At 70.9% G+C, this 26,172-nt stretch carries 23 protein-coding genes; 7 read left to right on the top strand and 16 right to left on the bottom strand.

From position 1 onward, the window contains the following. Nucleotides 1-110: 110 nt before the first annotated feature. The 4 genes from ACZ37P_RS24340 to ACZ37P_RS24325 form a co-directional block, all read right to left on the bottom strand. Nucleotides 111-2,474, bottom strand: a complete 2,364-nt coding sequence (locus ACZ37P_RS24340; RefSeq protein WP_391049805.1) for a glycoside hydrolase family 65 protein — start codon at nt 2,472-2,474, stop codon at nt 111-113. Beyond that, nucleotides 2,471-3,214, bottom strand: a complete 744-nt coding sequence (locus tag ACZ37P_RS24335) for an HAD family hydrolase (protein WP_355349243.1) — start codon at nt 3,212-3,214, stop codon at nt 2,471-2,473. The genes ACZ37P_RS24340 and ACZ37P_RS24335 overlap by 4 nt, the downstream gene beginning before the upstream one ends. 178 nt (nt 3,215-3,392) lie before the next feature. Further along, nucleotides 3,393-4,049 (bottom strand): SAM-dependent methyltransferase, encoded by a 657-nt coding sequence (locus ACZ37P_RS24330; RefSeq protein ID WP_467348596.1) that lies wholly within the window; start codon nt 4,047-4,049, stop codon nt 3,393-3,395. Nucleotides 4,050-4,234: 185 nt separating this feature from the next. After that, nucleotides 4,235-5,272 carry an NAD(P)/FAD-dependent oxidoreductase gene (locus tag ACZ37P_RS24325; RefSeq protein ID WP_467348595.1) on the bottom strand — a complete coding sequence of 346 codons (1,038 nt, stop codon included), beginning with the start codon at nt 5,270-5,272 and terminating at the stop codon, nt 4,235-4,237. A gap of 132 nt (nt 5,273-5,404) precedes the next feature. Here ACZ37P_RS24325 and ACZ37P_RS24320 point away from each other — a divergent pair, with 132 nt between their 5' ends. Beyond that, nucleotides 5,405-6,385, top strand: a complete 981-nt coding sequence (locus ACZ37P_RS24320) for an aldo/keto reductase (protein ID WP_401312596.1) — start codon at nt 5,405-5,407, stop codon at nt 6,383-6,385. Nucleotides 6,386-6,491: 106 nt separating this feature from the next. Here ACZ37P_RS24320 and efeU read toward each other — a convergent pair whose 3' ends face one another. The 10 genes from efeU to map all read right to left on the bottom strand — a co-directional run bounded on the left by efeU (nt 6,492) and on the right by map (nt 17,290). Further along, nucleotides 6,492-7,349, bottom strand: coding sequence for an iron uptake transporter permease EfeU (gene efeU, locus ACZ37P_RS24315; RefSeq protein ID WP_355349232.1), 858 nt, complete (start codon nt 7,347-7,349; stop codon nt 6,492-6,494). A 55-nt stretch (nt 7,350-7,404) separates the two neighbouring features. Further along, a complete protein-coding gene (efeB, locus tag ACZ37P_RS24310; protein ID WP_355349230.1) occupies nt 7,405-8,811 on the bottom strand; it encodes an iron uptake transporter deferrochelatase/peroxidase subunit in 1,407 nt (468 codons plus the stop codon). Nucleotides 8,812-8,931: 120 nt separating this feature from the next. Continuing rightward, a complete protein-coding gene (gene efeO / locus ACZ37P_RS24305) occupies nt 8,932-10,074 on the bottom strand; it encodes an iron uptake system protein EfeO (protein ID WP_355349227.1) in 1,143 nt (380 codons plus the stop codon). A gap of 240 nt (nt 10,075-10,314) precedes the next feature. Beyond that, nucleotides 10,315-10,848: a GNAT family N-acetyltransferase gene (locus ACZ37P_RS24300; protein ID WP_391049816.1), complete on the bottom strand. Its 534-nt coding sequence runs from the start codon at nt 10,846-10,848 to the stop codon at nt 10,315-10,317. Between the two features lie 76 nt (nt 10,849-10,924). After that, nucleotides 10,925-11,914, bottom strand: a complete 990-nt coding sequence (locus ACZ37P_RS24295) for a zinc-dependent alcohol dehydrogenase family protein (protein ID WP_391049818.1) — start codon at nt 11,912-11,914, stop codon at nt 10,925-10,927. Beyond that, complete coding sequence (locus tag ACZ37P_RS24290) at nt 11,911-12,789, bottom strand: carbohydrate ABC transporter permease (protein ID WP_391049820.1); 879 nt, start codon at nt 12,787-12,789, stop codon at nt 11,911-11,913. Before ACZ37P_RS24290 ends, ACZ37P_RS24295 begins: the two co-directional genes overlap by 4 nt. Further along, nucleotides 12,789-13,754, bottom strand: a complete 966-nt coding sequence (locus ACZ37P_RS24285; protein ID WP_355349217.1) for a carbohydrate ABC transporter permease — start codon at nt 13,752-13,754, stop codon at nt 12,789-12,791. Before ACZ37P_RS24285 ends, ACZ37P_RS24290 begins: the two co-directional genes overlap by 1 nt. Before the next feature lie 102 nt (nt 13,755-13,856). Then, a complete protein-coding gene (locus ACZ37P_RS24280; RefSeq protein ID WP_355349214.1) occupies nt 13,857-15,221 on the bottom strand; it encodes an ABC transporter substrate-binding protein in 1,365 nt (454 codons plus the stop codon). Nucleotides 15,222-15,433: 212 nt separating this feature from the next. Continuing rightward, on the bottom strand, nt 15,434-16,195 hold the full coding sequence (locus ACZ37P_RS24275) for a DeoR/GlpR family DNA-binding transcription regulator (protein WP_188284604.1): 762 nt from the start codon (nt 16,193-16,195) through the stop codon (nt 15,434-15,436). Nucleotides 16,196-16,522: 327 nt separating this feature from the next. Next, entirely contained in the window at nt 16,523-17,290 is a 768-nt protein-coding gene (gene map / locus ACZ37P_RS24270; RefSeq protein ID WP_355349210.1) for a type I methionyl aminopeptidase, read from the bottom strand. A gap of 87 nt (nt 17,291-17,377) precedes the next feature. Between map and ACZ37P_RS24265 the strand changes: the two genes are divergently transcribed. Further along, complete coding sequence (locus ACZ37P_RS24265) at nt 17,378-17,656, top strand: helix-turn-helix transcriptional regulator (protein ID WP_355349207.1); 279 nt, start codon at nt 17,378-17,380, stop codon at nt 17,654-17,656. Nucleotides 17,657-17,791: 135 nt separating this feature from the next. Here the strand turns inward: ACZ37P_RS24265 and ACZ37P_RS24260 are convergent, their stop codons facing one another. Next, the gene (locus ACZ37P_RS24260; RefSeq protein ID WP_467348589.1) at nt 17,792-18,436 is read right to left on the bottom strand and encodes a peroxiredoxin-like family protein; all 645 of its coding nucleotides are present in this window, start codon (nt 18,434-18,436) and stop codon (nt 17,792-17,794) included. 570 nt (nt 18,437-19,006) lie between these two features. Here ACZ37P_RS24260 and ACZ37P_RS24255 point away from each other — a divergent pair. Further along, nucleotides 19,007-20,689, top strand: a complete 1,683-nt coding sequence (locus tag ACZ37P_RS24255; RefSeq protein ID WP_467348588.1) for a glycoside hydrolase family 71/99-like protein — start codon at nt 19,007-19,009, stop codon at nt 20,687-20,689. Between the two features lie 287 nt (nt 20,690-20,976). After that, nucleotides 20,977-22,020, top strand: a complete 1,044-nt coding sequence (locus ACZ37P_RS24250; RefSeq protein ID WP_391049828.1) for a hypothetical protein — start codon at nt 20,977-20,979, stop codon at nt 22,018-22,020. Nucleotides 22,021-22,055: 35 nt separating this feature from the next. Here ACZ37P_RS24250 and ACZ37P_RS24245 read toward each other — a convergent pair whose 3' ends face one another. Then, nucleotides 22,056-23,024 (bottom strand): alpha/beta hydrolase, encoded by a 969-nt coding sequence (locus tag ACZ37P_RS24245; RefSeq protein WP_467348586.1) that lies wholly within the window; start codon nt 23,022-23,024, stop codon nt 22,056-22,058. 257 nt (nt 23,025-23,281) lie between these two features. Between ACZ37P_RS24245 and ACZ37P_RS24240 the strand changes: the two genes are divergently transcribed. The 3 genes from ACZ37P_RS24240 to ACZ37P_RS24230 all read left to right on the top strand — a co-directional run. Then, nucleotides 23,282-23,758, top strand: coding sequence for a MarR family winged helix-turn-helix transcriptional regulator (locus tag ACZ37P_RS24240; RefSeq protein ID WP_467348585.1), 477 nt, complete (start codon nt 23,282-23,284; stop codon nt 23,756-23,758). 290 nt (nt 23,759-24,048) lie between these two features. Next, nucleotides 24,049-25,086 carry a glycoside hydrolase family 11 protein gene (locus tag ACZ37P_RS24235; RefSeq protein ID WP_467348787.1) on the top strand — a complete coding sequence of 346 codons (1,038 nt, stop codon included), beginning with the start codon at nt 24,049-24,051 and terminating at the stop codon, nt 25,084-25,086. A 151-nt stretch (nt 25,087-25,237) separates the two neighbouring features. Further along, a partial coding sequence (locus ACZ37P_RS24230) for a polysaccharide deacetylase family protein (protein WP_467348583.1) occupies nt 25,238-26,172 on the top strand: 935 nt, incomplete at its 3' end.

Raw genomic sequence — 26,172 nt, 5'->3', positions numbered from 1 at the left:
TCGATAAGCCGACCTCCCCCGCAGCCAACACGAGAAGGAAGCGCCCCCCGCCCCCCCCCCCCCCCCCCCCCCCCCCCCCCCCCCCCCCCCACTGCGTTCCCCGGACGGCCCTAGCCGGGCCGCTGATTGCGGCGGCGCGGCGCCCGGCCCGGGGGCTGCGAGGGCTGCGGCCGGTGCTCGATCTCCGGCAGGTCGCGGCTGACCGGGTGCTCCGCGGTCAGCATGAAGGACTTCTCGTAGTGCAGGACCTCGATCGGCTCGCCCTCCGCCAGGGTGTACGTGGCCTCGCTCCTGGTGACCTCGACGTGCAGCCGGCGCCCGCGGAAGGCCAGCCGGAAGGCGATCCGGCTGAGCGCGTCGGGCAGCCGGGGCGCGAAGCGGATCGGGTCGCCGTCGAAGAGCCGCATCCCGCCGAGCCCCGACACCAGCGCCGTCCACGTACCGGCGAGCGCCGCGATGTGCAGGCCGTCACGCGAGTTGTTCTCCAGGTCGCCGAGGTCGATCAGCGCCGACTCGCCGAGGTAGTCGTAGGCCAGTTGGAGATGGCCGACCTCGGCGGCGATGATCGACTGGCAGTACGCCGACAGCGAGGAGTCGCGGACGGTCAGCGGCTCGTAGTACGCGAAGTTCCGTACCTTCTGGGCGTGTTCGAAGGCGTCGCCGCGCAGGAACATCGCCAGCACCAGGTCGGCCTGCTTGACCACCTGCTTGCGGTACAGGTCGAAGTAGGCGTAGTTGAGCAGCAGCGGATAGTGCGCCGGATCGGTCTCGGCGAAGTTCCACACCTGGTGCCGGGTGAAGCCCTTGGACTGCTCGTGGACCCCCAGCTCCTCGTTGTACGGCAGGGACATCGCCGCCGCCGCGTCCCGCCAGGCCGCCGTCTCCTCGTCGGTGACGCCCAACTCGGCGGCCCGGCGCGGATGGCGCTCGGCGGCGTCCGCCGCCGCGACGAGATTCGCCTGCGCCATCAGGTTGGTGTACGCGTTGTCGTCGCTGATCGCGCTGTACTCGTCGGGCCCGGTCACGCCGTCGATGTGGAAGGCCCCCGCGTGGTCGTGATGACCCAGGGACCGCCACAACCTGGCGGTTTCCGCGAGGAGTTCGAGCCCGATGTTCTCCTCGAAGTCCCGGTCGCCGGTGGTCGTCACATAGCGCACCACCGCGTCGGCGATGTCGGCGTTGATGTGGAAGGCCGCCGTGCCCGCGGGCCAGTACCCCGACGCCTCGGCGCCGTTGATCGTCCGCCACGGGAACGCGGCACCGGCCAGGCCCAGTTGATGGGCGCGCTCCTGAGCCGCAGGCAGCGTGTTGTGGCGCCAGCGCAGCACCTCCGAGGTCGCGCGCGGGGCGGTGAAGGTCAGCACCGGCAGCACGGCCGTCTCGGCGTCCCAGAAGGTGTGACCGTCGTAGCCGGAGCCGGTCAAGCCCTTGGCGGGGATCGCCCGTTCCTCGGCCCGCGCACCGGCCTGCAGCACGTGGAAGAGCCCGAAGCGCACCGCCTGCTGGATCTCGGTGTCGCCGTCGACCTCCACGTCCGCCCGGTCCCAGAAGTCGTCCAGGTAGGCGCGCTGCTGCTCCAGCAGGCCGTCCCACCCGGTGTCGCGGGCGCCGACCAGCGCCGCGTCCGCCTGGTCGCGCAGAGCGGGCAGCGACCGGGTCGCCGACCAGCCGTACGCGACGAATTTCTCCAGCCGCAGCCGCTGCCCGGACTCCAGTACGGAGGTGATGGTGAGCCTGCTGACGTCGTCGTCGGACTCCGAGGAGACCTTCGTGGTCGCCTCGGGGCCGTCCACGCGGTGATCGGCGGCGGCGGCCAGCCGCAGTCCGCTGCGGGCCGTGGAGTGCACCAGCCGCAGCCGGGTGCCGGACGCGAAGTTCTCCTCCGGCACCAGCGGGTTCTCCAGCGCGGCGGCCCGCCGCGGGTCGCCCTCGCTGCGCGGCACCTCCTCGTTGGCCACCAGTTCCGACTGCACGACCACCCGCAGGCTGCCGTCCAGCGGCTCCACCTCGTACGCGACGGCGGCCACCGCGCGCTGCGTGAAGGACACCATGCGCGTCGAACGCACCCGCACCGCCCGGCCCGCGGGGGAGACCCACTCGCACACCCGGCGCAACACCCCGGCCCGCAGGTCCAGTTCACGCTCGTGCGAACGGATCGTGCCGTACCGCAGGTCGAACGGCTCGTCGTCCACCAGCAGCCGGATGATCTTGCCGTTGGTGACGTTGATGACGGTCTGCCCGGACTCCGGGTCGCCGTAGGCCGCTTCGGCGTACGGCAGCGGGTGCGTCTCGTGCAGCCCGTTGAGGTACGAGCCGGGCAGGCCGTTCGGCTCGCCCTCGTCGAGGTTGCCGCGCCAGCCGATGTGCCCGTTGGAGACGGCGAAGACGGACTCGCTCTGCGGCAGCACGTCCAGATTCAGTTCGGACTCGCGCAGGCTCCAGGGGGCGACCTCATAGGCGGGGTCGGTGATCACGCGGTCACTCCGATCAGGTCGGCGAGGTCCTTCACGACGGTGTCGGCGCCGTGCTCGCGCAGCGCGTCGGTCTGTCCGACCCGGTCCACGCCGACGACGAAGCCGAAGTGCCCGGAGCGGCCCGCGTCCATGCCGACCAGCGCGTCCTCGAAGACCGCCGCGCGGGCGGCGTCGAAGCCCAGCTCCTCGGCCGCGGCCAGGAAGGTGTCCGGGTGCGGCTTGCCCGGCAGATGCCGCTCCTTGGCGACAACACCGTCCACCCGTACGTCCAGCAGGTGCTCGATGCCCGCGGAGACCAGCACGTCACGGCAGTTCGCGCTGGACGACACCACCGCCGTGCGCAGACCCGCCGCCCGTACCGCTTCCAGATAGCGCACCGAGCCGGGGTAGGGGCGTACGCCCTCGGTGCGGATCTTCTCCAGTACGACGTCGTTCTTGCGGTTGCCGAGGCCGTTGACGGTCTGCCGGTCCGGTGGGTCGCCGTCCTCGCCCTCGGGCAGTTCGATGCCGCGGGCCTGGAGGAAGGTGCGCACGCCGTCGGCGCGCGGACGGCCGTCCACGTACGCGTCGTAGTCCGCCTTCGCGTCGAAGGGGCGGAAACCCTCGCCGTCCCTGTCCCGCAGGAAGTCGTCGAAGGTCTCCTTCCACGCGGCCGCGTGCACCAGCGCGGTCGGCGTCAGCACGCCGTCCAGGTCGAAGAGGCACGCTCGTACGCCATGGGGCAGTCCGATCTCCGTCATGCCGCACAGGTTCCCACTGATAGCCGACACCATGCCGACCAGGGGGTGAAGACCCCCCGTGTCGCCGAACGCCGGGCGGGCGGGAGGCGCGAGGTCCGCGACCTCGCCCGCGTCGCGCGTGTCGTGCGCCGGGTCCGGGTGCCGGGTCCGGGTGCCGCCCGGCGTGTCGTGCGCCGGGTCAGCCGGACACGGGGAGCCTGCGGACCTTCACGGCGTTGTCGGTACGCGTGGTCGGGCGCCCGTCGGGGTCGTTCTGGATCCGCTCGTGCTCCGCGCAGAGCAGCACCTCCCACGCGCCGTCCGGCAGTTCGAGGCAGGCCAGCACCTCCTGCGGCGAGGGCAGATGCACCTCGGGGTGCGGGTTCTTCTCCCAGGCGGGGAAGCCCGAGTGGCCGACGACGAGCAGGACGCCGCCGGGCGCGACGGCCGCCGCCGCTGTCCGCAGGATCTCCTCGCGCGGCATCTCGCCCGGGGTGTGCAGGAATTGGGCCGAGACGAGGTCGAACGCGCCCTCGGGGAAGGACACGCCGAGGTCGTGCCGCTGCCAGTCGATCCGGTCGCCGACGCCCGCCTCCTCGGCGTGCCGCGCCGCGCGGTCGAGCGCGACCCCCGAGATGTCGGTGGCGGTGACCCGCCAGCCCTGCCGGGCGAGCCAGATCGCGTCGCCGCCCTCGCCGGAGCCCAGGTCGAGCGCCCGGCCGGGGGGCAGCCCGGCCACCTCGCGGACCAGGACCGTATTGGGATCGCCGCTCCAGATCCGCTCGCTCCCGGAGTAGCGGGCGTTCCAGAACTCCTCGCCCTGGAGTTCCTCGGTCGCCGGAGTGTTGTCGGTCATCGGCCTGTCCTTGCCCTTCGTGAGTTTTGTGATCTTCGTGGAGCGCGCCCGCACGGGCGTGTCGCCGTCGTCCGCGCGGTGGTGTCGGCGCGCCGTTCCCGTACGGGTCGGTGCCGTCCTCGTACCGCTGGGAGCCGTCCTCGTACCGCTCGGTGCCGTCCTCGTACCGCTGGGAGCCGCGCGCCCTACGCGGTCGGCGCGGCGTCCGCCGAAGCGCGGCGCGCGGCCACCGCGTCCAGCGTCTCCTGCTCGGTCAGATCCGCGTTGATCGCCGCGGCGGCCCTGACACCCGCCGTGGCGCCGCCGATGAGGATCTCGACAGGTGAGGCCACATTGCCCGCGACCCAGACGCCCGGCACGGCGGTGGCGCCGGTCGGATCGGCCTCGACCCGGGTGCCGATCGGCACCCCGCCGATCTCCTGCTCGACCGTGGTCAGACCGAGGTCCGCCAGCAGATCCGTCCTGGCGTCCAGGCGGGTGGACACCACCAGCGCCTGGCAGGGGATCACCCGGCCACCGGCCAGTGTCATGCCGGTGAGTCGGTCGTCGGTCACCTCCACGGCGGCCACCTCGCCCTCGACCACGGCGATCCCGCGGGCGGCCAGCCGCTCGTACTGCTCGTCGTCCGGCTCGGGCGCGGTGTGCACGAAGAGGGTGACGTCCTGGCTCCACTGCCGCCACATCAGCGCCTGGTGCACCGCGAGCGGGCCGGTGCCCAGCACGCCGATCGCCTGGCCGCGCACCTCCCAGCCGTGGCAGTACGGGCAGTGCAGCACCTCGCGCCCCCACCGCCCGGCCAGCCCCCGCACCTCGGGCAGCCCGTCCACCAGGCCGGTCGCCAGCAGCAGCCGCTCGGCGCGGACCGCTGAGCCGTCGTCCAGCCCGACGCGGAAGCCGCCGCCGCCGAGCCGCGCGGCCGAGACGGCCCGGCCCTCGGCGGTCTCACCGCCGTAGCGGGCGACCTCCTCCCGGCCGGTGGCCAGCAGCTCCGCGGGCGTCGCGCCTTCGCGGCCCAGATAGTTGTGAATGCCGTCGGCGGGCGCGTTGCGCGGCTCGCCCGCGTCGATCACCAGCACCGAGCGGCGCGCCCGGCCCAGCGTCAGGGCCGCGCTCAGCCCGGCCGCCCCGCCGCCGACCACCACGACGTCGAAGCGTCGCTCGTCGGCCGCCTCCGGACGCGCCGCCGCCTGCCCGTTTCCGTTCCCGCTCACCTTGTCGGTCATGGTGACCACCTCCGAGCACGGAGCATCGGACACCTGGCGTGCGGGCGGCAAACATTGTTGCCGGAACAGCAATATTGATCCGGGTCGGCCGGGGTACCCGTGGACAAGGGGACCACGACGCGAGGAGACGGCATGGAGTACACCCGGCTGGGCACGACGGGCCTGAAGGTGTCACGGATCGCCCTGGGGATGATGAGCTACGGCGACCCGGCCAACCGGGCGTGGATGCTCGACGAGGAAGCGTCCGAGCCTCTGGTGCGGCGGGCCGTCGAGGGCGGTGTGACGTTCTTCGACACCGCCGACATGTACTCGCTCGGCCGCAGCGAGGAGATCACCGGACGGCTGCTGAGCAAGCTCTTCGCCCACCGCGACGACTACGTGCTCGCCACCAAGGTCTGCCTGCCGATGGGACCGGGCCCCAACGACGGAGGGCTGTCCCGCAAGCACATCCTGGCGGGCATCGACGCTTCACTGCGCAGGCTCGGCACCGACCACGTGGACCTCTACCAGATCCACCGCTGGGACTACGAGACCCCCATCGAGGAGACGATGGAGGCGCTCGCCGATGTCGTCCGCTCGGGCAAGGCCCGCTACATCGGCGCGTCCAGCATGTTCGCATACCAGTTCGCCACCGCCCAGTACACGGCGAAGGCGGCGGGACAGCCGCGCTTCGTGTCGATGCAGAACCACTACAACCTCGTCTACCGCGAGGAGGAGCGGGAGATGATCCCGCTCTGCCGGGAGCAGGGCGTCGGCGCCATCCCCTGGAGCCCGCTGGCCCGCGGCCTGCTCGCCGGATCACGCGGCAGGGACGGCGAGCGCAGGACCGTACGCTCCGGCAGCGACGCCTACGCCGACGAGCTGTACACCGAGGCCGACTTCGACGTGGTCGACGCCGTCCGCGCCGTCGCGGACGAACGCGGCGTGCCCATGGCCCGGATCGCGCTCGCCTGGCTGCTCAGCCGACCGGCCGTGACCGCCCCCATCGTCGGCGCCACCAAGCTCGCCCACGTGGACGACGCCGTCGGCGCGGTCGAGGTGACCCTCACCGACGACGAGATCGCCCGTCTCGAAGCGCCTTACGTCCCGCACACGATCCGCGGCCACCGGTGACGTCCGTCGGTCGCGCGCGGGCCCCGGCCACGGGACCGCACGCGGTCCCGGAGCGGGCCGGTGCCTGAGGTCAGCGCGCGGTCCCGGAGCGGGCCGGTGCCTCAGGTCAGCGCGCGGTCTCCGGCTGCGACGGCTCGGGGGAGACCCGCGCGGCCGGGGCGGGGCGACCGCCGGAGCGGCGGAAGAAGAAGTACAGCGTGGGCACGAGGTAGACGCCCCAGGCGCAGACCTGGAGCACCGTCGGGTCCGGCTGGAAGTTGAAGACGCCCTTGAGCAGGGTGCCGTACCAGCTGTCCGGCGGGATCGTGGAGCTGATGTCGAAGGCCAGGCTGTTCAGGCCGCCGATCCAGCCCGCCTCCTGGAGGTCGTGCAGACCGTACGCGAGCACACCGGCCGCGACCACGACCAGCATGGCACCGGTCCAGGTGAAGAACTTCGCCAGATTGATCCGCACCGCGCCCCGGTAGAACAGCCAGCCCAGGATCACGGCGGTGACCAGACCGAGCATCGCGCCGATCAGCGGACGGACGCCGTCGTCGCTCGACTGCACGGCCGTCCACACGAACAGCGCCGTCTCCAGGCCCTCGCGGCCGACGGACAGGAAGGCCGTGACGACCAGCGCGGTCGTGCCCATCGCGAGCGCGGCGTCCAGCTTGCCGTGCAGCTCGGCCTTCAGGTGCCGCGCGGTGCGGCGCATCCAGAACACCATCCAGGTGACCAGCGCGACCGCGATGATGGACAGCGAACCGCCCAGCGCCTCCTGTGCCTTGAAGGTCAGCTCCGACGAACCGAACTGGAGCAGCGCGCCGAAGCCGAAGCTCAGCAGTACGGCGGCGCCGATGCCGGTCCAGACCGGCGGCAGGCTCTCGCGCCGCTCCGACTTGACCAGGTAGGCGATCAGGATGCAGACGATCAGGCTGGCTTCCAGGCCCTCTCGCAGGCCGATCAGATAGTTGGCGAACACGGCGGTACTCCAGGGGCCGGGACGGGTGGGACGCTGGTCGGGGGGAGGGGCGGGGTCAGCCGAGCAGGGACTGCCCCCACCATTCGCCGGATTTCCGGACGCCGGGCGGGCAGGCGAAGTGCGCGGAACCGACGTGCTGGATGTACTCGTTGAGCGCGTCGCTCGCGGCGAGCCGCCGCTGCAACGGGACGAACGCCTTACGGGTGTCGCGCTGGTACGCGAGGAAGAACAGCCCCGCGTCCAGCCGCCCCAGACCGTCCGAGCCGTCGGTGAAGGAGAAGCCGCGGCGCAGGATCATCTGCCCGGCGTTGCTGTCCGGATGGGCCAGGCGTACATGCGCGTCCTTCGGCATCAGCCCGAGGTCGGGCGTGTCGCGCTCGCGCTGCTTGCCGTACGGCGCGCCCTCGCCCTTGGTGCGGCCGAACACGTCCTCCTGCGCCTGGAGGCCCTCGCGGTCCCAGGTCTCGATGTGCATACGGATCCGGCGCGCGACCAGGTACGAGCCGCCGGTCATCCAGTCGGGACCGTCCCCCGGCCCCGCCCACACATGGCCGTCCAGCGTCGATGTGTCGGTGCCCGACACATTGTGCGTGCCGTCCTTGAAGCCCATCAGATTGCGCGGCGTCTGCGCGTCCGGCGTCGTCGAGGACGTCTTGCCGAAGCCGAGCTGCGACCAGCGCACCGACACCTTGCCCATGCCGATCCTGGCGAGATTGCGGATCGCGTGCACCGCGACCTGCGGATCGTCCGCGCACGCCTGGACGCACAGGTCGCCGCCGCTGCGGGCCGGGTCGAGATTGTCGCCGGGGAAGTGCGGCAGGTCGATCAGCGCCGCAGGGCGCCGGGCACGCAGACCGAACCGGTCGGTGCGCGTGCCGTCCTCGGCGACCTGCTCGAACAGACTCGGGCCGAAGCCGACCGTGAGGGTCAGCCGGGAGGCGGGCAGGCCCAGCGCCTCACCGGTGTCGTCCGGCGGCGCCTCGGCCGGCCCGTCCACCGCGCCCGTGCCGACCTCGCGTCCCGCCGTCATCGCGGCGGCGGCGCTCGTCCACTCCTTGAGCAGCGCGGCCAGTTCCGCCTTGTCGTCGGTGAGGACGTCGAACGCCGCGAAGTGCAGCCGGTCCTGGACGGGGGTGGCGATGCCCGCCTGGTGCTCACCGTAGAAGGGGACGGAGCCGTCGGAGGACGCGGAGCCGCCGTTCGTACCGCTGGTCACCGCCGCCGCGACCGAGCCGCCGCCCGCCGCGCCGAGGGCGAGTCCGGCACCGGCCCAGCCCATGACCGCGCGGCGGCTGAGCGCCCGGTGGGTACGGTCGTCCGCGGATGTGTCGGTGCTCGTGCTCGTGTCGGTATCCGTGCTCGTGTCCGCGGTCGTGCCCTGTGGGGCGGTCGAGGCGGGCTCGGCGCCCTCGGGGTCTGCGGGGGTGGACTCGGTGCCGCCGGTACCGGCTGCTTCGTCCATGAACGGTGGCCCTTCTATCGGTTCTGCGTCGTGCGTACCGCAGCCGTGACCCTCCCTGTGCGGGAGTGCCACGGCTCGGTGAGCTGCGGTTTCGGCGCCCGGGCAGCCGGGCGCCGAGGGTTACTTGGCGGGTGCGACAGCCGCGGCGAGCTTGGACAGCGGCTCGGCGAGCGAGTTGACCGCGTCGGAGAACGCCTTGCGCTCCTTCTCGGTGACCTTGTCGTACGAGACGAAGCCGTCGCCCTGCCGGTACTTGTCCAGCAGCGTCTGGATGTCGGCGAATTCGGTGTCCAGGGTCTTGGACAGCGCCGGGTCCTTCTCGGCGGCGACCGGCTTCAGCAGCTCGTACGCCTTGCGGGCGCCCGCCACGTTCGCGTCGAAGTCCGACAGGTCGGTGTGGCTGTAGCGGTCCTCCTCACCGGTGACCTTGCCGGTGGCGACCTCGTCCAGCAGCTCCTTGGCGCCGTTGGCCATGCTGGTCGGCGTGATGTCGGCGGTGCCGACCCGCTTCTGCCAGTCCTTGAGGTCGGCCACCAGCGCGTCGGCGAGGGTGCTGTCCTCGGGGGTCAGCTTGCCGTCGGCCCACAGCGCCTTCTCCAGCCGGTGCCAGCCGGTCCACTTCTGGCCGTCCTCCAGACCGTCCTCGCGGGTGTCGGTCTTCGGGTCGATGTCACCGAAGCTCTCGGCGACCGGCTCGGTGCGCTCCCAGCCGACCCGCGACGGGGCGAAGGCGGCCTTGGCCGCGGCCACGTCACCGGCCTTGATCGCGTCGGCGAACTTCTGCACCAGCGGGATCGTCAGGTCGGCCTGCTCCTGCGCGTACTTGCGGTACGAGGCGACGGCCTCGTCGAGCCGCGGGTCACCGGGCTTGGGCGCGTTGGCGCCGGTCACGGTGATCTTCTGCCGGATGCCGTCGCCCTTCATGCCCGGCTTGCAGGCCACCTCGTACGTGCCCGCCTTGATCTGCGCGGTGATGGTGGCGCTGGTGCCGGGGCCGATGTTCTCCCGCTCGGTGACGATGCGGTCGCCCGGCGCGTAGACGTAGACCTCGGTGACCTTGGAGCCCTTGTTGTGCACGTCCAGGCTGACGGAACCGGCGGGGAACTCCGTGCGCGAGACCTTGCAGGAGCTGTCGGCCGCGTCCACCCGTATCGCGCCGTCGGACGAGGCGTCGTTCTTCTTCGCGCAGCCGGTGACGGCGGCCGTGCCGAGGACGACCAGGGAGAGCAGGGCGACAGCGGAGGCTCTGGGCACGGCAGGCATGGGTCAACAACTCCACGGGCGGGAAAGGGGCGAAGACGACGACGGGTGCGCAGGCAGGGAAAAACACAAGGTTTGCCTTAGGCAAGGCAAACCTTAGTGAAAAGCCTGTGACGTGTCCATGTGATCAGCGTCGCTCCCCGACAGACCGGCGGACCGGCGGACCGGCGGACCGACTGACCGACCGGCGGGCCGACCTGGCCGACGGGCCGGCCGACCGATCCGGGCCCGGTCCTCCGCGCCTCAGGCCCGGTATTCGGTCAGATCGATCGCGTGCACCCGCACCGGGCGGCCGGACACCGGGTGGGTCGTCGTGCGGTCCGGGACCATGCCGAGCTTGCGCATCACGTTCTCGGAGGCGTCGTTGCCGAGCTGTGCGATGCTGATCACGCGGTCGAGGCCGCGGTCCTGGAGGGCGAACTCCAAGGTGGCGTGAGCGGCCTCCGACGCGTAACCCTGCCCCCAGAACTGGCGGCCGAGCCGCCAGCCGATCTCCACCGCGGGCAGTACCTCGGGCAGGAACGTGGGCACGGACAGCCCCGTGAACCCGGCCAGTTCGCCCGAGGCGAGGAGTTCGACGGCGAAGAGGCCGAAGCCCTCGTCGTCCCACTCCTCCTCCCACCGCTCGATGGACTCCGCGGTCTGCTCCAGGTCGCGGGGCTGCCCGTCGCCGATGTAGCGCATGACCTCCGGGTCGGCGTTGATCTCGGCCATCGGCGCGATGTCGTCCTCGCGCCAGCGGCGCAGGACCAGGCGGGGCGTGCGGATCTCGGTCATGGCCCCATCCTGTCGAAGTCCGCGGCCGGGTCACAATCGGCTTCCCCGGCGGACACGGCCGCGGCGCCCGCAGGGCTCAGGGCACCACCTGGATCTTCCGGCCCTTGCCTGCCTTGAACCGCTCGAGCGCCGACGCGTAGTCGACCAGCGGCAGCCGGTCGCTGATGAAGACCTCCGGGTCGAGCACCCCGCCCGCGAACAGCTCGGCGGCCCGCTCGTAGCTGTGCAGGACGGCCATCGAGCCGGTGATCGTGATCTCCTGGTTGTAGATGCGGTACGGCTCGATCGTCGCGCGCGCGGCGTAGTCGGCCACGCCGAACTGGAGGAAGGTGCCGCCCTTGCCGACCCGGTCCAGCGCGTCCTGGATGGCCTGCGCGTTGCCGGTCGCGTCGATCACGACGTCCCAGCCGCGCGGGCGGGCGATCTCGTCCGCGTTGGTCGCCACCTGCGAGCAGCCGAGCGACGTGGCCGTGGTCAGCCGCTCCTCGTTGATGTCGACGACGTCGACGGTCGCGGCGCCGGTCCGCTTGGCCAGCTCCAGCATCATCAGGCCCATGGTGCCGGAGCCGTAGATCAGTACGTGGCTGGCCAGTTGGCTGCGCAGGATGTCGTAGCCGCGTACGGCGCAGGACAGCGGTTCGATCAGCGCCGCGTCCACCGTCCGTATGTGCTCGGGGAGTTTAACGCAGTTGGCGACCGGGGCGACGGCGAATTCGGCGGCGCCGCCGGGGACGGTCACGCCGATCGCGGCCCACCGCTCGCACAGATTGCTCCGCCCGATCCGGCAGTAGTGGCACTCGTGGCAGTACAGCGACGGGTCGACCGCCACCTGGTCGCCCACGGCCAGCTCGCGGACCTCGGAGCCCACGGCGACGATCTCACCGGCGAATTCGTGCCCCGGCACGATCGGCAGGGTCGGGGCGAACTCGCCCTGGAGGATGTGCAGATCGGTGCCGCACAGACCGCAGGCCGCGACCTGGACCACGACGTCCCGGGGGCCGGGCGCCGGGTCGTCGACGGTCTCGATGCCGACGACACCGGGGGAGCTGATGACGGCTGCTTTCACTTGACGGCTCCAAGAGAGAGGCCCTGGACGAGCTTGTCCTGGGCGGCGAATCCGGCGGCCAGTACCGGCAGGGATATACAGACGGCGGCGGCGCACACCTTGGCGAGGAACAGGCCCTGGCTGGTGACGAATCCGGTGAGGAACACCGGCGCAGTACCGGCCACCACACCGGTCAGCACCCGCGCGAAGAGCAGTTCGTTCCAACTGAAGATGAACGAGATCAGCGCGGTCGCGGCGATCCCCGGGGTGACGACCGGGGCGATGATCCTTACCAGGATGGTCGGCAGGCCCGCGCCGTCGATCGAGGCGGCCTCCAGGATCTCCACCGGGACCTCGGCCAGGAACGAGCGCATCATCCACACCGCGATCGGCAGATTCATCGAGGTGTAGAGCAGGATCAGCAGCCAGATGTTGTCCAGCAGACCGGCGTTCTTCGCGATCAGATAGACCGGCAGCAGGCCCGCGACGGCGGGCAGCATCTTGGTCGACAGGAAGAAGAACATCACGTCGGTCCACTTGCGCACCGGCTTGATCGACAGCGCGTAGGCGGCGGGGAAGGACAGCACCAGTACGAGGGCGGTGGAAACCGCCGCCGCTGTCAGGGAGTTGACCAGCGGCGGCCACGGGCTGACGCCGGTGCCGGAGCCGAAGAACTCCCGGTAGCCGTGGAGCGTCAGCGACGCCCCGAGCTTCGGCGGGTTGGTCGCCGCGTCCTGCTCGCTGTGGAAGGAGGTGAGCACCATCCACGCGAAGGGCAGGAAGAAGACGATCCCGCACAGCCAGGCCAGCAGGCCGAGCAGTGAGCGGTTGCGCCGCTCCTTGCGGGCGGCGGGTGCCGTACGGCGGCGGGCGGTGGTCACGGAGACGGTAGCCATCACCGGGTCTCCTCTCGGAACAGCGACGAGACGGTGCGCAGCGCGAAGGTGGCCACGATGATCGACAGGATGACCACGATGACGCCCGCGGCGGACGCCTGTCCGTAGTCGTGCGCCTGGTAGAAGGTCGTGTAGACGGTGTAGGGGAGGTTGGCGGTGCCGAGACCGCCGGAGGTGATGGTGAACACGGCGTCGAAGTTCTGCACCACGTACACCGACCCGAGCAGGGCCGCCAGTTCGAGATAGCGGCGCAGGTACGGAAAGGTCAGATAGCGGAAGATCTGCCAGGTGCCCGCGCCGTCCACCCGCGCCGCCTCGGCGATGTCCATCGGCCGGCTCTGGAGCCCGGCGAGCAGGATCAGCATCATGAACGGCGTCCACTGCCACACCAGCGACGCCTCGACGGCCAGCAGCGGGTGGGTGGACAGCCAGTCCGGCTGCGGCGCGTTGTCGCTGCCGAACAGCTTCCACAGCCAGTTGAGCGAGCCGTTGATCAGGCCGTACGACGCGTTGTACAGCGCGTGCTTCCACAGCAGCGCGGACGCCACCGGTACCACCAGGAACGGCGTGATGAGCATGGTGCGCACGATGCCCCGGCCGAGGAACTTCCGGTCGAGCAGCAGCGCGAGGCCGAGGCCGAGCAGCAGGCTGACCAGGACCACGGAGACGGTCAGCACGACCGTGGTGGTCAGGGCGTGGCGCAGTTGCGGGTCGGTGAACTCTTCCTTGTAGTTCTGGAGGCCGGCGAAACCGCGGTCACCGGGGTCGAGGGCGTTCCACCGCATGAACGAGATCACCAGGGTGCCGACGAACGGCAGTTGGGTGACCACGATCATGAAGACCAGGGCCGGCAGCAGCGGGGCCCGCCGGACCCAGGCGCCGGGGGACCGGCGCGCGGCGGGCGGCGCAGGCTCTTGCTCGGTCTGCGGCGCGCGGATGCGTCTGGTGAGGGATGGGGTGCTCATGGTGTCAGTCGTCTCTCTCCGCTTCGCGCCCCGGGCCCGCCGCCCGGCCCCGTCGTGCGGGGGGCCGGGGGCGGCCGGGACCGTCGGGTGGGGCGGTGGCGGTCAGTTGCCCGCGTACTTGTCGGCGACCTTCTCTGCGAGCTTCTGGCTCGCGGACAAGGCGCTCTTCACGCTGGTCTGGCCCGCGATGGCGGAGCTGATCTGCTGCGAGACCTGGGTGCCCAGATCGGTGAACTCGGGGATGCCGACGAACTGGATGCCGGGCGCGGGCCGCGGCTGGATGCCCGGGTTCGTCGGGTTGGCCGCCTCGAGCGCGGTCTCGGTGGCCTTGGCGAACGCCGAGGCGGAGGCGACGTAGTCCGGGTTCTGGTACGTGGAGGTGCGCTTGCCGGCCGGGACCCGCGACCAGCCCAGTTGCTTGCCGACCAGTTCCTCGTAGCCCTTGCCCGACGCCCACGAGATGAACTTCCAGGCGTCGTCCTGGTGCTTGCTGGCCTTCTGCAGGCCCCAGGCCCAGGTGTAGAGCCAGCCGGAGCTCTTGGTCTGGTCGACCGGAGCGGGCGCGTAGCCGAGCTTGCCCGCCACCGGGGAGTCCTTGGCCTCCAGCGAACCGGCCGCCGACGTCGCGTCGTACCACATGGCGACCTTGCCCTGCTCCAGGTCGTTGAGGCACTCGGTGAACCCGGCCTGCGGGGCTCCGGCCTCACCGTGGGCGCGCACCAGGTCCACGTAGAACTGCGTCGCCTTGGTGAAGGCGGGGCTGTTGACCTGGGCCTTCCAGTCCTTGTCGAACCAGGTGCCGCCCATGGTGTTGACCACGGTGGTCAGCGGGGCGATGACCTCGCCCCAGCCGGGCTGGCCGCGCAGGCAGATGCCCTTCATGCCGGATCGCGCGCCGTCGACCTTCGCGGCGAGGTCCGCGACCTGCGCCCAGGTCGGGTTGGCGGGCATCGTCAGGTTCTTCGCCGCGAAGACGTCCTTGCGGTACATCAGGAACGACGACTCGCCGTAGAAGGGCTCGGCGTAGATGTCGTTCTTGTATGTCAGCGACTGCTGGAGCGCGGGCAGGATGTCGCTCTGCGCGAAGGCCGTGTCGGACTTGGTGTGCGCGGTGAGCGGGGCGAGCCAGCCGTTCTTGGCGTAGATCGGCGTCTCGTAGTTGCTGATGGTCGCGACGTCGTACTGGCCGGCCTGGCTGGAGAAGTCCTGGGTGATCTTGTCCCGGACGTCGTTCTCGGGCAGCACCGTGAAATTGACCTTGATACCGGTGGACTTGGTGAAGTTGGCGGCGGTGAGCTTTTGAAGGTCCTCCATCTGCGGGTTGTTGACCATCAGTACGTTGATGGAGTGACCGCCGGAGCTTCCGCCGGAGCCGCCGGCGCCGGAACAGGCCGCGAGCAGGGTGCCGCAGACGGCGAGGGCGAGCGGGGGCAGAAGGCGGGGAAGGCTTCTCGTTCTCGGTGTCATGATTCGTCCCTTTCATGACCGGGGATGAGGGTGGGTGGAGCGGAGTCGTGGTGCGGGAGGGCAGGGGGTAGCCCGGATCGGCGTACCGGGGAGGTGCGGAAGGCGGGGGGAGCGCCGGGACTGCGGGGGGGGGCGGGGCCTGCGGGGATCTCGGAGATCGCGGGGGAGGTGGGGGGAGGGGAAGGGGGAGCGGCGCGGGGCGGGCCCGCGGGTCAGACTCTGAAGACGCGGGGTCCCAGAAGTGCGTAGCGGTGCGCCTCGGCGCTGGACAGACCGGTGTCGGTGACGATCGCCTCGAAGTCGCCGACCTGGGCGAAGCGGCAGAAGCTGCTCGCGCCGAATTTGCTGTGGTGGCCCATGAAGATCCGGCGCCGGGAGACCTCCAGCGCCTTGGCCTTGACGTCGGCGACCACGGGATCCGGTGTGGTCAGGCCGAGTTCGCGGGAGATGCCGTTCGACCCGACGAAGGCCAGGTCGATGACGAAGCCCGCGAGCATGTCGCAGGCCCAGGAGCCGACGGTGGCCAGCGTCCGGGCCCGGACACGGCCACCGAGCAGCAGCACAGTGGTGTTGGCGGAGTCCGCGACGGCCGCCGCGGTGGTCAACGACGCGGTGACCACCGTCAGCGGCCGATCGCTGGGCAGCAGCGCGGCGAGCAGTTGAGGGGTGTAGCCCTCGTCCACGAAGACGGTCTCCGCCTCGCCGAGCAGCTTGACCGCCTCGGCCGCGATCCGTCGCTTGTCGGCGACATGCAGCGTCACCCGCTGGGCGAGGTCGGTCTCGAACCCCGCGCCCTCGACGGGATAGGCGCCGCCGTACGTCCTGCGGACCAGACCGCGGCTCTCCAGTACGCCCAGATCGCGGCGGATGGTCTCCGGCGCCACCTTGAGATCGGCGGCCATCACGGTGACCTCGACCTGACCCTGGTGGCGCGCGAGCGCGAGGATCCGATGTTGGCGTTCTTGTGCTCTCACGGTCACCACCTGTCTCTTCGCCGGTCCGGGCAAGGCGTGCCCGGTTTTGCCCGTGGAAGAGTTATACCAACGCCACTTTGACAGGGACCGGCCCATAACGGACAACAAACTGCCCGGTGTTGCCCGGACCGGTCGGCAAGAGTGCCAGTTCAGAGGGTGTGTTGGCGATCAGGTGGTGTGGTGGTTGGCCATACGGCCCGTGGAAGTGCCCGTTTCGGACGACGGGCAGGCAACGGGCGGCCCGCGGGGCACGCGGCGTGCGCCGGACGTGCGAGCGGCGGCCGCCCGACGGGTGGACCGCGGGCGGGCGGCGGCGCCCCGGACGGATCAGACGAGCGTGAGGACGCGCGGGCCCTGCTCGGTGATCGCGACGGTGTGCTCGATGTGCGCGGCGCGGCTCCCGTCGACCGTGCGCAGCGTCCAGCCGTCCGGGTCCGTACGGTATTCGTCGCGCCCGCCGGACATCAGCATCGGCTCGATCGCGAGGACGAGCCCGTGGCGGAGCGGGAAGCCGCGCCCCGGCCGCCCGCGGTTGGGCACGTGCGGGTCCTCGTGCATCTGGCGGCCGATGCCGTGGCCGCCGAAGTCGGTGGGCATGCCGCAGCGCGCCGTGCGCGCCACCGCGCCGACAGCGTGCGAGATGTCGCCGAGGCGGTGGCCGACGACGGCCGCCGCGATGCCCGCGTCCAGGGCGCGCTGGGTGGCGGCGATCAGCTCCACGTCCTCGGGCCGGGGCGTGCCCACGATGAAGCTGACCGCGGCGTCGCCCGCCCAGCCGTCGAGCACCGCGCCGCAGTCGATGCTCACCAGGTCGCCGTCGCGCAGCCGGTAGTCGGTGGGGATGCCGTGCACGAGCGCGTCGTTCACCGACGCGCAGATCACCGCGGGGAAGGGGGAGGGGGCGAAGGACGGCTGGTAGCCGAGGAAGGGGGACGTGGCGCCCGCCTTGTCCAGGACGGCGTGGGCCGCCGCGTCCAGGTCCCGAAGCGATACGCCGACGGCCGCCGCCTCCCGTGCGGCGGCGAGCGCCTGCGCCACGACGCGCCCCGCCTCGCGCATCGCGTCGAGCGCCGCGTCGGTCTTGATCTCCACCATGTGCTGTGACTCCTCGTCGTGCGGGCGGCCGGACTCCTTCCGGCCGCGGCCTCGCCCAATACTTATACCGGTATTAGTATCACGGGTATGGTGAGAACACCCCTGACCCCCGAGGAGCGCGCCCGCGGCGAACGCTTCGGCGCACTGCTCCGCGACGCCCGCGGCGACCGCAGCATGGTGGACGTGGCGGCGGCGGCCGGGGTCTCCGCGGAGACCCTGCGCAAGATCGAGACCGGCCGGGCCCCGACCCCGGCCTTCTTCACCGTGGTCGCCTTGGCGGCGGCGCTCGGCCTGTCCCTGGACGTGCTGGCCACGGCCTGCGCCCCGGAGGAGATCGGGGAGGCGGTGCGGGCACTGTCGGCGTGAGGGTGCGGGAGGTGCCGTGGGCGGGCGGTACAACGGGAGCCGGCCGGGTCGTACGGCCTCAGGCGCGCCGCTCGCCGTGCCGAGCGGACGCGCCCGGCGCCGCGGGGACCCGGCCGGACCGTGGCGCGACGGCCGTCAGGCCGGGGCCTCGGTGGGGTCGGCCGGCGCGGTGGCCGCCGCCTGCGCCGCGTGCGCGAGCAGTTCGTCCACCGACCACTGGTCGTACGCGTGCTCGCCGTACTTCGCCGCGACGATCCGGCCGTCCGGGGCGATCAGGAAGTCGGCGGGCAGGCCGAGGCTGCCGCCGGTCGGCACGACCGGGGCCATACGGTTGCGGCGCCGGACCGTGCCCCACATCGAGCTGCCGACCGCGCGCGCGATGGCGGGCCAGACCCGCGGATCGGCCACCGCGCGGATCGAGGTCTCGACCCCGAACTCGCGGTAGAGCGTCTTGTCCGGGTCGCCCACCACGGCGAACGGCAACTCGGCCTCGTACTTGAGCAGTTCCTCGTCGGGGGCGTGGAAGACCACGACCTCGTGGATTCCGGCGGCCCTGATCTCGTCGGCCCGCCGGACGAAGGAGCGCAGGTGCAGATTGCAGACCGGGCATCCCGCGAACCGCCGGAATTGCAGGTGCACCGGATATCCGGCCTCGGGAACGGCGACGGTCTCCCCGGTCATCGTGGTCAGGACGTGTGACGGGGCTAAATCCCCCGCGGTGAAGGTCGTTTCGGTCTTCCGCACCGGCTTGTCTCCTGTCGGTAAAGCGTCGAGAGGCATCGGGAGGCGTCGGGAGGCGTCGATTCGGCGGAGGTGCCGCGAAGGTACGGCAGCGCTGTCGCGGACGGGCGCGATGAGTGGCGACGCTGCCGCTGTCGAGAATAGTCGGCCGAGCGGCGGCGCGTCCGGCCGAACGCTGGGGCCGATTGTCAGCCGAGATATTTGACGATGCCTGACACTATCTGAATCATCCCCTCCGACCTTTCGTGCCCGATACGGACGTTCAACGCGCCTTTCTTGGGCGCCATTCGGGAGAATTCCGGAGGAACCGTCAATCAGGTCTAGACCCTTGACGCACCATTGGATTCAGCAGTTGAATCGACGCGTGCCCGATACCGCTTGTGCACGGAAGATCGGCGTGAAGGCGCGTGTCAAGGGACTGTGCGCGCCGGACCCCACCGCAAGTCAGCGTAATTCGAGCGGAATTCACCGGGCTGGCCGCGCGCGCCCCGCGCGGCCCACCACGGAACACTGAGTTCATCTGTTGAACAGGCCAACAGCATGAACCCCCACACTCAGTCCACCGATACGCCCGGCGGTCCCGCCGCGCGTCGCCGTTCGGAGTCATCCATGGCAGTGTCACGTCGCAAGTTCGTGAGCGTCACCGCGGCCGGTACGTCCGCCGCCGCCCTCGGCGCCCTGGGCCTGGCCGCGAGAGCCTCGGCGTCCGCCGTCTCCCCGTCCGCGTCGGCCGCCCCCGCCGCGAGCGGGCCGGGAGACGTGGTCGGGAAGGTCACGGTCGGCTATCAGGGCTGGTTCGCCTGCATCGGCGACGGCGCCCCGATCAACGCCTGGTGGCACTGGAGCCCCAACTCCAGCCAGCCCCCGTCGCCGTCCAACACCGGCATCGTCGCCTGGCCCGACATGCGCGACTACACCAAGACGTACCAGACCGCCTACGCGAATCTCGGCAACGGCCAGCCCGCCACGCTCTTCTCGTCCTACGACCAGCAGACCGTGGACACCCACTTCCAGTGGATGCAGCAGAACAACATCGACACCGCCGCGCTCCAGCGCTTCAACCCCGTCGGCGGCGAAGGTCCGACACGCGACGCGATGGCCACCAAGGTGCGCAGCGCGGCGGAGTCGCACGGCCGGAAGTTCTACATCATGTACGACGTCACCGACTGGACCAACATGCAGTCGGAGATCAAGACCGACTGGACCAACAAGATGAAGGCCCACACGGCCTCGTCCGCCTACGCGACGCAGAACGGCAAGCCGGTCGTCTGCATCTGGGGCTTCGGCTTCAACGACGACAAACGCCCGTGGGCGCCCGCGCCCTGCCTGGACGTCGTCAACTGGTTCAAGTCCCAGGGCTGTTACGTCATCGGCGGCGTACCCACCTGGTGGCGGACCGGCGACCGCGACTCCCGCGCCGGATTCAGCGACGTCTACCACGCGTTCAACATGATCTCGCCGTGGATGGTCGGCCGGATCGGCAACGTCTCGGACGCCGACAACTTCTACAACGTGGCGACCGTCCCCGACCTCGCCGAATGCGCCGCCCACGGCATCGACTACCAGCCGTGCGTCCTGCCCGGCGCCGTCACACTGCGGCAGCGCGCGCACGGCGACTTCATGTGGCGGCAGTTCTACAACATGTGCAGGGCCGGGGTGCAGGGCATCTACATCTCGATGTTCGACGAGTACAACGAGGGCAACCAGATCGCCAAGACCGCCGAGTCCCAGGCTTTCGTGCCGACCAACTCCGGGTTCCTGGCGCTGGACGAGGACGGTACGGCCTGCTCGTCGGACTACTACCTGCGGCTGACCGGCGACGGCGGCAAGATGCTCAAGGGCCAGATCGCCCTCACCGCGACCCGCCCCACCCAGCCGACGACCACCACACCGGGCGGCGGCACCGGTACCGTGATCAGCCTGCGCGCCCGCGTGAACAACAACTACGTGACCGCCGAGAACGCCGGAGCCGCGGCCCTCATCGCCAACAGGACCGCCATCGGCGCCTGGGAGCAGTTCGACATGACCGACGCGGGCGGCGGCAACATCGCGCTGCGCGCCCACGCCAACAACCGCTACGTCAGCGCGGGTTCCGGCAATCTCATCGCCGACTCCACCACCGTCGGCGCCGCTCAGACCTTCACCCTCATCCACAACTCCGACGGCAGCGTCAGCCTCCGCGCCCAGGCCACCAACCAGTACGTGACCGCCGAGAACGCGGGCGCCGCGCCGCTGGTCGCCAACCGGGCCGCCATCGGCGCCTGGGAGAAATTCGACCTGATCACCGGCTAGGCCCTAGCGGCAGCGGCTCGCGCACCTGGCGCCTTTCTGCCCGGCACCGCCATCCCCGGGCAGGGAGGCGCCCCGCCGCGTCCGGGCCCCGGCGGCCGGCGCGGGCGGACGGTCCGATTCCGCCCGCCGCGGCGGCGGAGTCCGGCCGACCCGTCGGGAAACCCTCCCGGCGTGGCGCGCGAAACAGGGTGGCCGATCGCCGGAGCAGGTGATCTGATGGACGTCGGGGACTGCCGACGCGGGGGCGCGGCGGCACCGAAGAGCCGGTCGAGGACAGGGGCGGGTCGATGTCGCAGGGGGATCCTGCCGGAGCGGTGCCGGAGTTGGAACCGCGGTCGGGCGCGGGGACCGACGAAGAGCACAAGAGCCAGTTGCTCGTACGGGAAGCGCTCTCGGTCATCGGCGCGGTCGTCCAGACGCTGATGGGACTCGTCGCCGACCTCCAGGCGTGGTGCGCGGTCCTGGAGCGCCGGGCGAATGAGGCGGTCGGCATCGACGCCCCGCCGCGGCGCAGGGAACTGGCCGACCACCAGGACCGGTTGGTCGCCGCGGAGTCCCTGCTGGCCAGAGCCCGCAGGGAACGAGAGGCGGCGGAGGAGCTGGCCGTCGGCGTCCGGCGGTCGGCCGTGGAGCAGGGCCGGGCCCGTACGCGACCTGGCCCGTCCCGCACCCCGGTCGTGGACGACGGTCCCGGCTCCGGGGCCGACGAGGGCTCCCGGGTGGGCGCCGCGATCGCCCGGCTGCGGGAATTCGACCTCGCGCTGGAGAGCGCCGACGAACAGCTCGAGGCGTACGACGCCCGGGCCGCCGCCGTACGCGTACTCGTGGAGCCCGGCCCCGAACCGGGTCCGGCCGACGACACCGCCGACGCCGTGACCGGATCGGCCGCGACGCCGAAGACGGCGGACGGCCGCGCGGACGGCTACTCGAAGGACGACCGGGAGACGGACGAGGCGGACCCGCCGGAGGACCGGAAGCCGCCGGCCCCGGTCTGGACGACCTGGTGCACCGTCCTGACCGGCTGCGGCCTGCTGCTCGCGGCCATACTGGCCGGCACCAGCTTCACCTACGCGCGCTGGGAGCACCCGGGCGCCGAGGCCGTGACCTGGTACGCGATCGGTGACCTGCTCGCCCTGTGCGTCGTCGTCTTCGTCGGCCTGATGGTGCTCGGCACCCTCGTGGAGCGCTACGAGCTGTCCACCCTGGGGGAGACCTCACTCGTCCTGGCGATCCTGCTGGTGGTGCCCGTGCTCGGGGTGGGGATGTGGCACCCCGAGGCGTTCGGCCATATGGGCATGTGGGGACGGTCGTTGGCGCGCTCGCTGGTGTGAGGCGCAGGCGAGCGCGTCGCGGGCCGCCGTGACGGTCAGTCGGTGCCGAGCGCTGAACGCAGCACGGTGACCGCCTGGTTGATCGCAGCCTCCGCGGCCTGCGTGCCGCGCAGCGCGTTGAGCATCACGAAGTCGTGGATGATCGCGGGGTAGCGGGTCGCGGTGACGGCGACACCCGCCTGCCGGAGCTTGTCGGCGTACGCCTCGCCCTCGTCGCGCAGCACATCGGCCTCACCGGTGACGACCAGCGCGGGCGGCAGCCCGGTGAGCTGTTCCGTGGTGGCGCGCAGCGGGGACGCGGTGATCTCGGCGCGCTGCGCGGGGTCCTTCGTGTACTGGTCCCAGAACCACTGCATGCCGTCGCGGCGCAGGAAGTAACCGGTCGCGAACCGGTGGTACGAATCGGTGTCGAAGCTCGCGTCGGTGACCGGGTAGAACAGTACCTGCTGGACGAGCGGCACATCACCGCGCTCCTTGGCCATCAAGGTCAGCGCGGCGGCCATGTTGCCGCCGACCGAGTCACCGGCGACCGCGATGCGGCTCGCGTCCAGACCCTTGGCCGCGCCGTCGGTGACGACCCAGCGGGCGACGGCGTAGTTCTGCTCGATCGCGACCGGGTAGCGGGCCTCGGGGGACAGGTCGTACTCGGGGAAGACCACCGCCGCGCCGACACCGGCCGCCAGTTCGCGCACCAGCCGGTCGTGGGTGTGGGCGTTGCCGAACACCCAGCCCGCGCCGTGGATGTAGAGGATCACCGGCAGCGTTCCTACGGCGCCCTTGGGACGGACGACGCGCACCCGTACGGACTCGGTCGGGCCGTCCTCGACGGTCACCCACTCCTCGTCCACCTCGGGCGCGTCGATCTCGCCGGACTGCACCTCGTCGACCGTCTTGCGGCCCGCCACGGGGCCGAGGTCGAACAGATACGGCGGGTTGGCCGTGGCGGCGGCGAATTCCGCGGCGGCCGGTTCCAGGACGGGTGCTGCGGGAGTGGACTCGGACATGACGGGGGCTCCTCGTGGGACGGAAGGGGGACGGACGGTGTGGGCGTCGGCTCCGGGCGTGCTCCGGGCCGGCGCGTCGTGGTGGATCGTGCTCGGCCGTGCCCTGTCGTGCTCGGCAGGGCGAGCCGACCACACCCCAGAAGACTAGGACACGATTAGCTCGTGTACAAGCTAATCGTGCGCGTTGAAATTGCCTCATGGTGAAGCTAGGCTGATCGGTCGACCCCGTCACCCGTCCCCGAGGAGGGCCGCCCCGCATGGACAGCACGGAAGCCGCCGGCGCCGAGCCCGCGTTCACCCTGCTCCTGGACGACCAGCTCTGCTTCGCGCTGTACGCGGCCTCCCGTGCGGTCACCAGCCGCTACCGTCCGCTGCTGGACGAGTTCGGCCTCACGTATCCGCAGTACCTGGTGCTGCTGGTGCTCTGGCAGCACGGCGACGTCCCGATCAAGGACGTCGGCGCCGCCCTGCAACTCGACTACGGCACCCTCACCCCGCTGATCAAGCGGCTGGAGGCGGCCGGCCTGGTCCGCCGCGAGCGCAGCGCCGAGGACGAGCGCACCGTCCGCGTCATCCTCACCGAGCGGGGCGACGCGCTGCGCGACCGGGCCCGCGACGTACCCCCCGCGATAGGCGCGGCGATGGGTCTGTCGCCTCGGGAGACCGAGGCCGCCATGACCCTGTTGCGCCGTCTCGCGGACAACGTCTCGGCCGATCTCGCCCGCCGGTCGTAGACCTCGCCCACGCGCTCGGAAGGCTCTCCGAAACATTCGGGATTTCATCCCCTTGGAGGTGATCTCGCGGGTCGGCGGTTTTGTGGGTCAACCAATTCCTCCGGCTATTGATGCGCGTCTGCCTGCGGAAACGACTGGTGCCGCACGCCCGACTGGTGGCGAAGCTTTCGTAATCGGTGCCGAAAGTGTTGACACATGACGTGCTCCGCTCAACACTGTCGCGGCAGACGGTCCTCACGAGACGAGGAGGAAGCACGCACATGAACGACGCACCCGCACCCGCACCCCACATGAGCCGCAGGCGGCGCCCGTTAGGGCTGCTCAGCCGTTTCCGGCTGCTCATCAGCGGCGCCTGCGCGATAGCGCTGGTCGGCGTGGCCGCGCTCATCCTGCCCGGCACCGCCAACGCCGACACGATCATCACGTCGAACCAGACCGGCACCAACAACGGCTACTACTACTCGTTCTGGACCGACGGCGGCGGATCCGTCTCCATGAATCTGGGCTCCGGCGGCAACTACAGCACCTCGTGGAGCAATGCCGGCAACTTCGTCGCAGGCAAGGGCTGGGCGACCGGCGGACGCCGGAGCGTCGCCTACTCGGGCAGCTTCAACCCCTCGGGCAACGCCTACCTTTCGCTGTACGGATGGACGACGAATCCGCTGGTCGAGTACTACGTCGTCGACAACTACGGCACCTACCGGCCGACCGGCACGTACAAGGGCACGGTCACCAGCGACGGCGGCACGTACGACATCTACGAGACGACACGGGTCAACGCCCCGTCGATCGAGGGCACCCGGACCTTCAACCAGTACTGGAGCGTCCGGCAGTCGAAGCGGACCGGCGGCACCATCACCACGGGCAACCACTTCGACGCGTGGGCCAGCCACGGGATGAGCCTCGGCAGCTTCAACTACATGATCCTCGCCACCGAGGGCTACCAGAGCAGCGGCAACTCCAACATCACGCTGGGAAGCACCGGCGGCACCACCGGAGGGTCGACCACGGGTGGTTCGACCACCGGCGGGTCCACCACCGGGGGCTCCACCGGAGGCGGGGGCAGTTGCACGGCCGCGCTGTCCGCCGGTGAGCAGTGGAGTGACCGCTACAACCTCAACGTCTCGGTCTCGGGCTCCAGTTCGTGGACGGTGACGATGAACGTTCCGGCGCCGGAGAAGGTCATCGCGACGTGGAACATCAATGCCACGTATCCCAGTGCCCAGGTCTTGACCGCCAAGCCGAACGGCAGCGGCAACAACTGGGGTGTGACGATCCAGACCAACGGCGCCTGGACGTGGCCGACGGTCTCGTGCAGTCCGAGCTGACGCCGTACGCCGGTACGCGCGTTGCCCGTACGCCCGTATCCCCGGACCGCGTTGCCCGGTATCGCGTTTCCCGGCACCGCTTGTACCGGTACCGCGTGGCCCCGTCATCCCCCCACGGAGTTCGCAACGCCACCACAAGGAGGCCCCCCACATGCGAACCAGACCGCACATGTCATTACGTTCCCTGATCACGGGACTTGCCGTCGCCGCCACGGCGGTGGCGAGCGTCGTCACCTTCACCGTCGACGCCACCCCGTCGCACGCCGCCACCTGCAACGGGTACGTGGGACTTACCTTCGACGACGGTCCGTCCAACGACCACACCCCGAGCGTCCTCAACGCCCTTCGGCAGAACGGCCTGCGGGCCACGATGTTCAACGAGGGACAGTTTGCCGCGTCCTATCCGTCCCAGGTCCAGGCCGAGATCAACGCGGGGATGTGGGTCGGCAACCACAGCTACACCCACCCCCACCTGATCCAGGAGAGCCAGGCGCAGATCGACTCGGAGGTCTCCAGGACCCAGCAGGCCATCGCCGCGGCGGGCGGCGGCACACCGAAACTGTTCCGTCCGCCGTACGGCGAGACCAACGCGACCTTGCAGTCGGTCGAGGCCAAGTACGGTCTGACCCAGATCATCTGGGACGTCGACTCTCAGGACTGGAACGGCGCGAGCACCGACGCGATCGTGCAGGCCAACGCCCGGCTCACCAACGGCCAGATCATCCTCATGCACGAGTGGCCCGCCAACACGCTCGCCGCGATCCCGCGGATCGCGCAGGGCCTGGCGAGCCGCGGCCTGTGCGCGGGCATGATCTCCCCGCAGACCGGCCGCGCCGTCGCTCCCGACAGCGGCGGTACGAGCGGCGGCGGGACCGGCGGCACCACCGGAGGCACCACCGGGGGCGGTGGCGGGGGCAGTTGCACCGCGACCCTCTCCGCCGGTCAGCAGTGGAGCGACCGGTACAACCTGAACGTGGCGGTGTCCGGGTCGAGTTCGTGGACGGTGACGATGAACGTTCCGGCGCCGGAGAAGGTCATCGCGACGTGGAACATCAATGCCACGTATCCCAGTGCCCAGGTCTTGAC

Source organism: Streptomyces sp. NPDC024632, assembly GCF_055559175.1.
The sequence above is the reverse complement of the archived record's forward strand: the minus strand, read 5'-3'. Positions and strand labels throughout refer to the sequence as shown.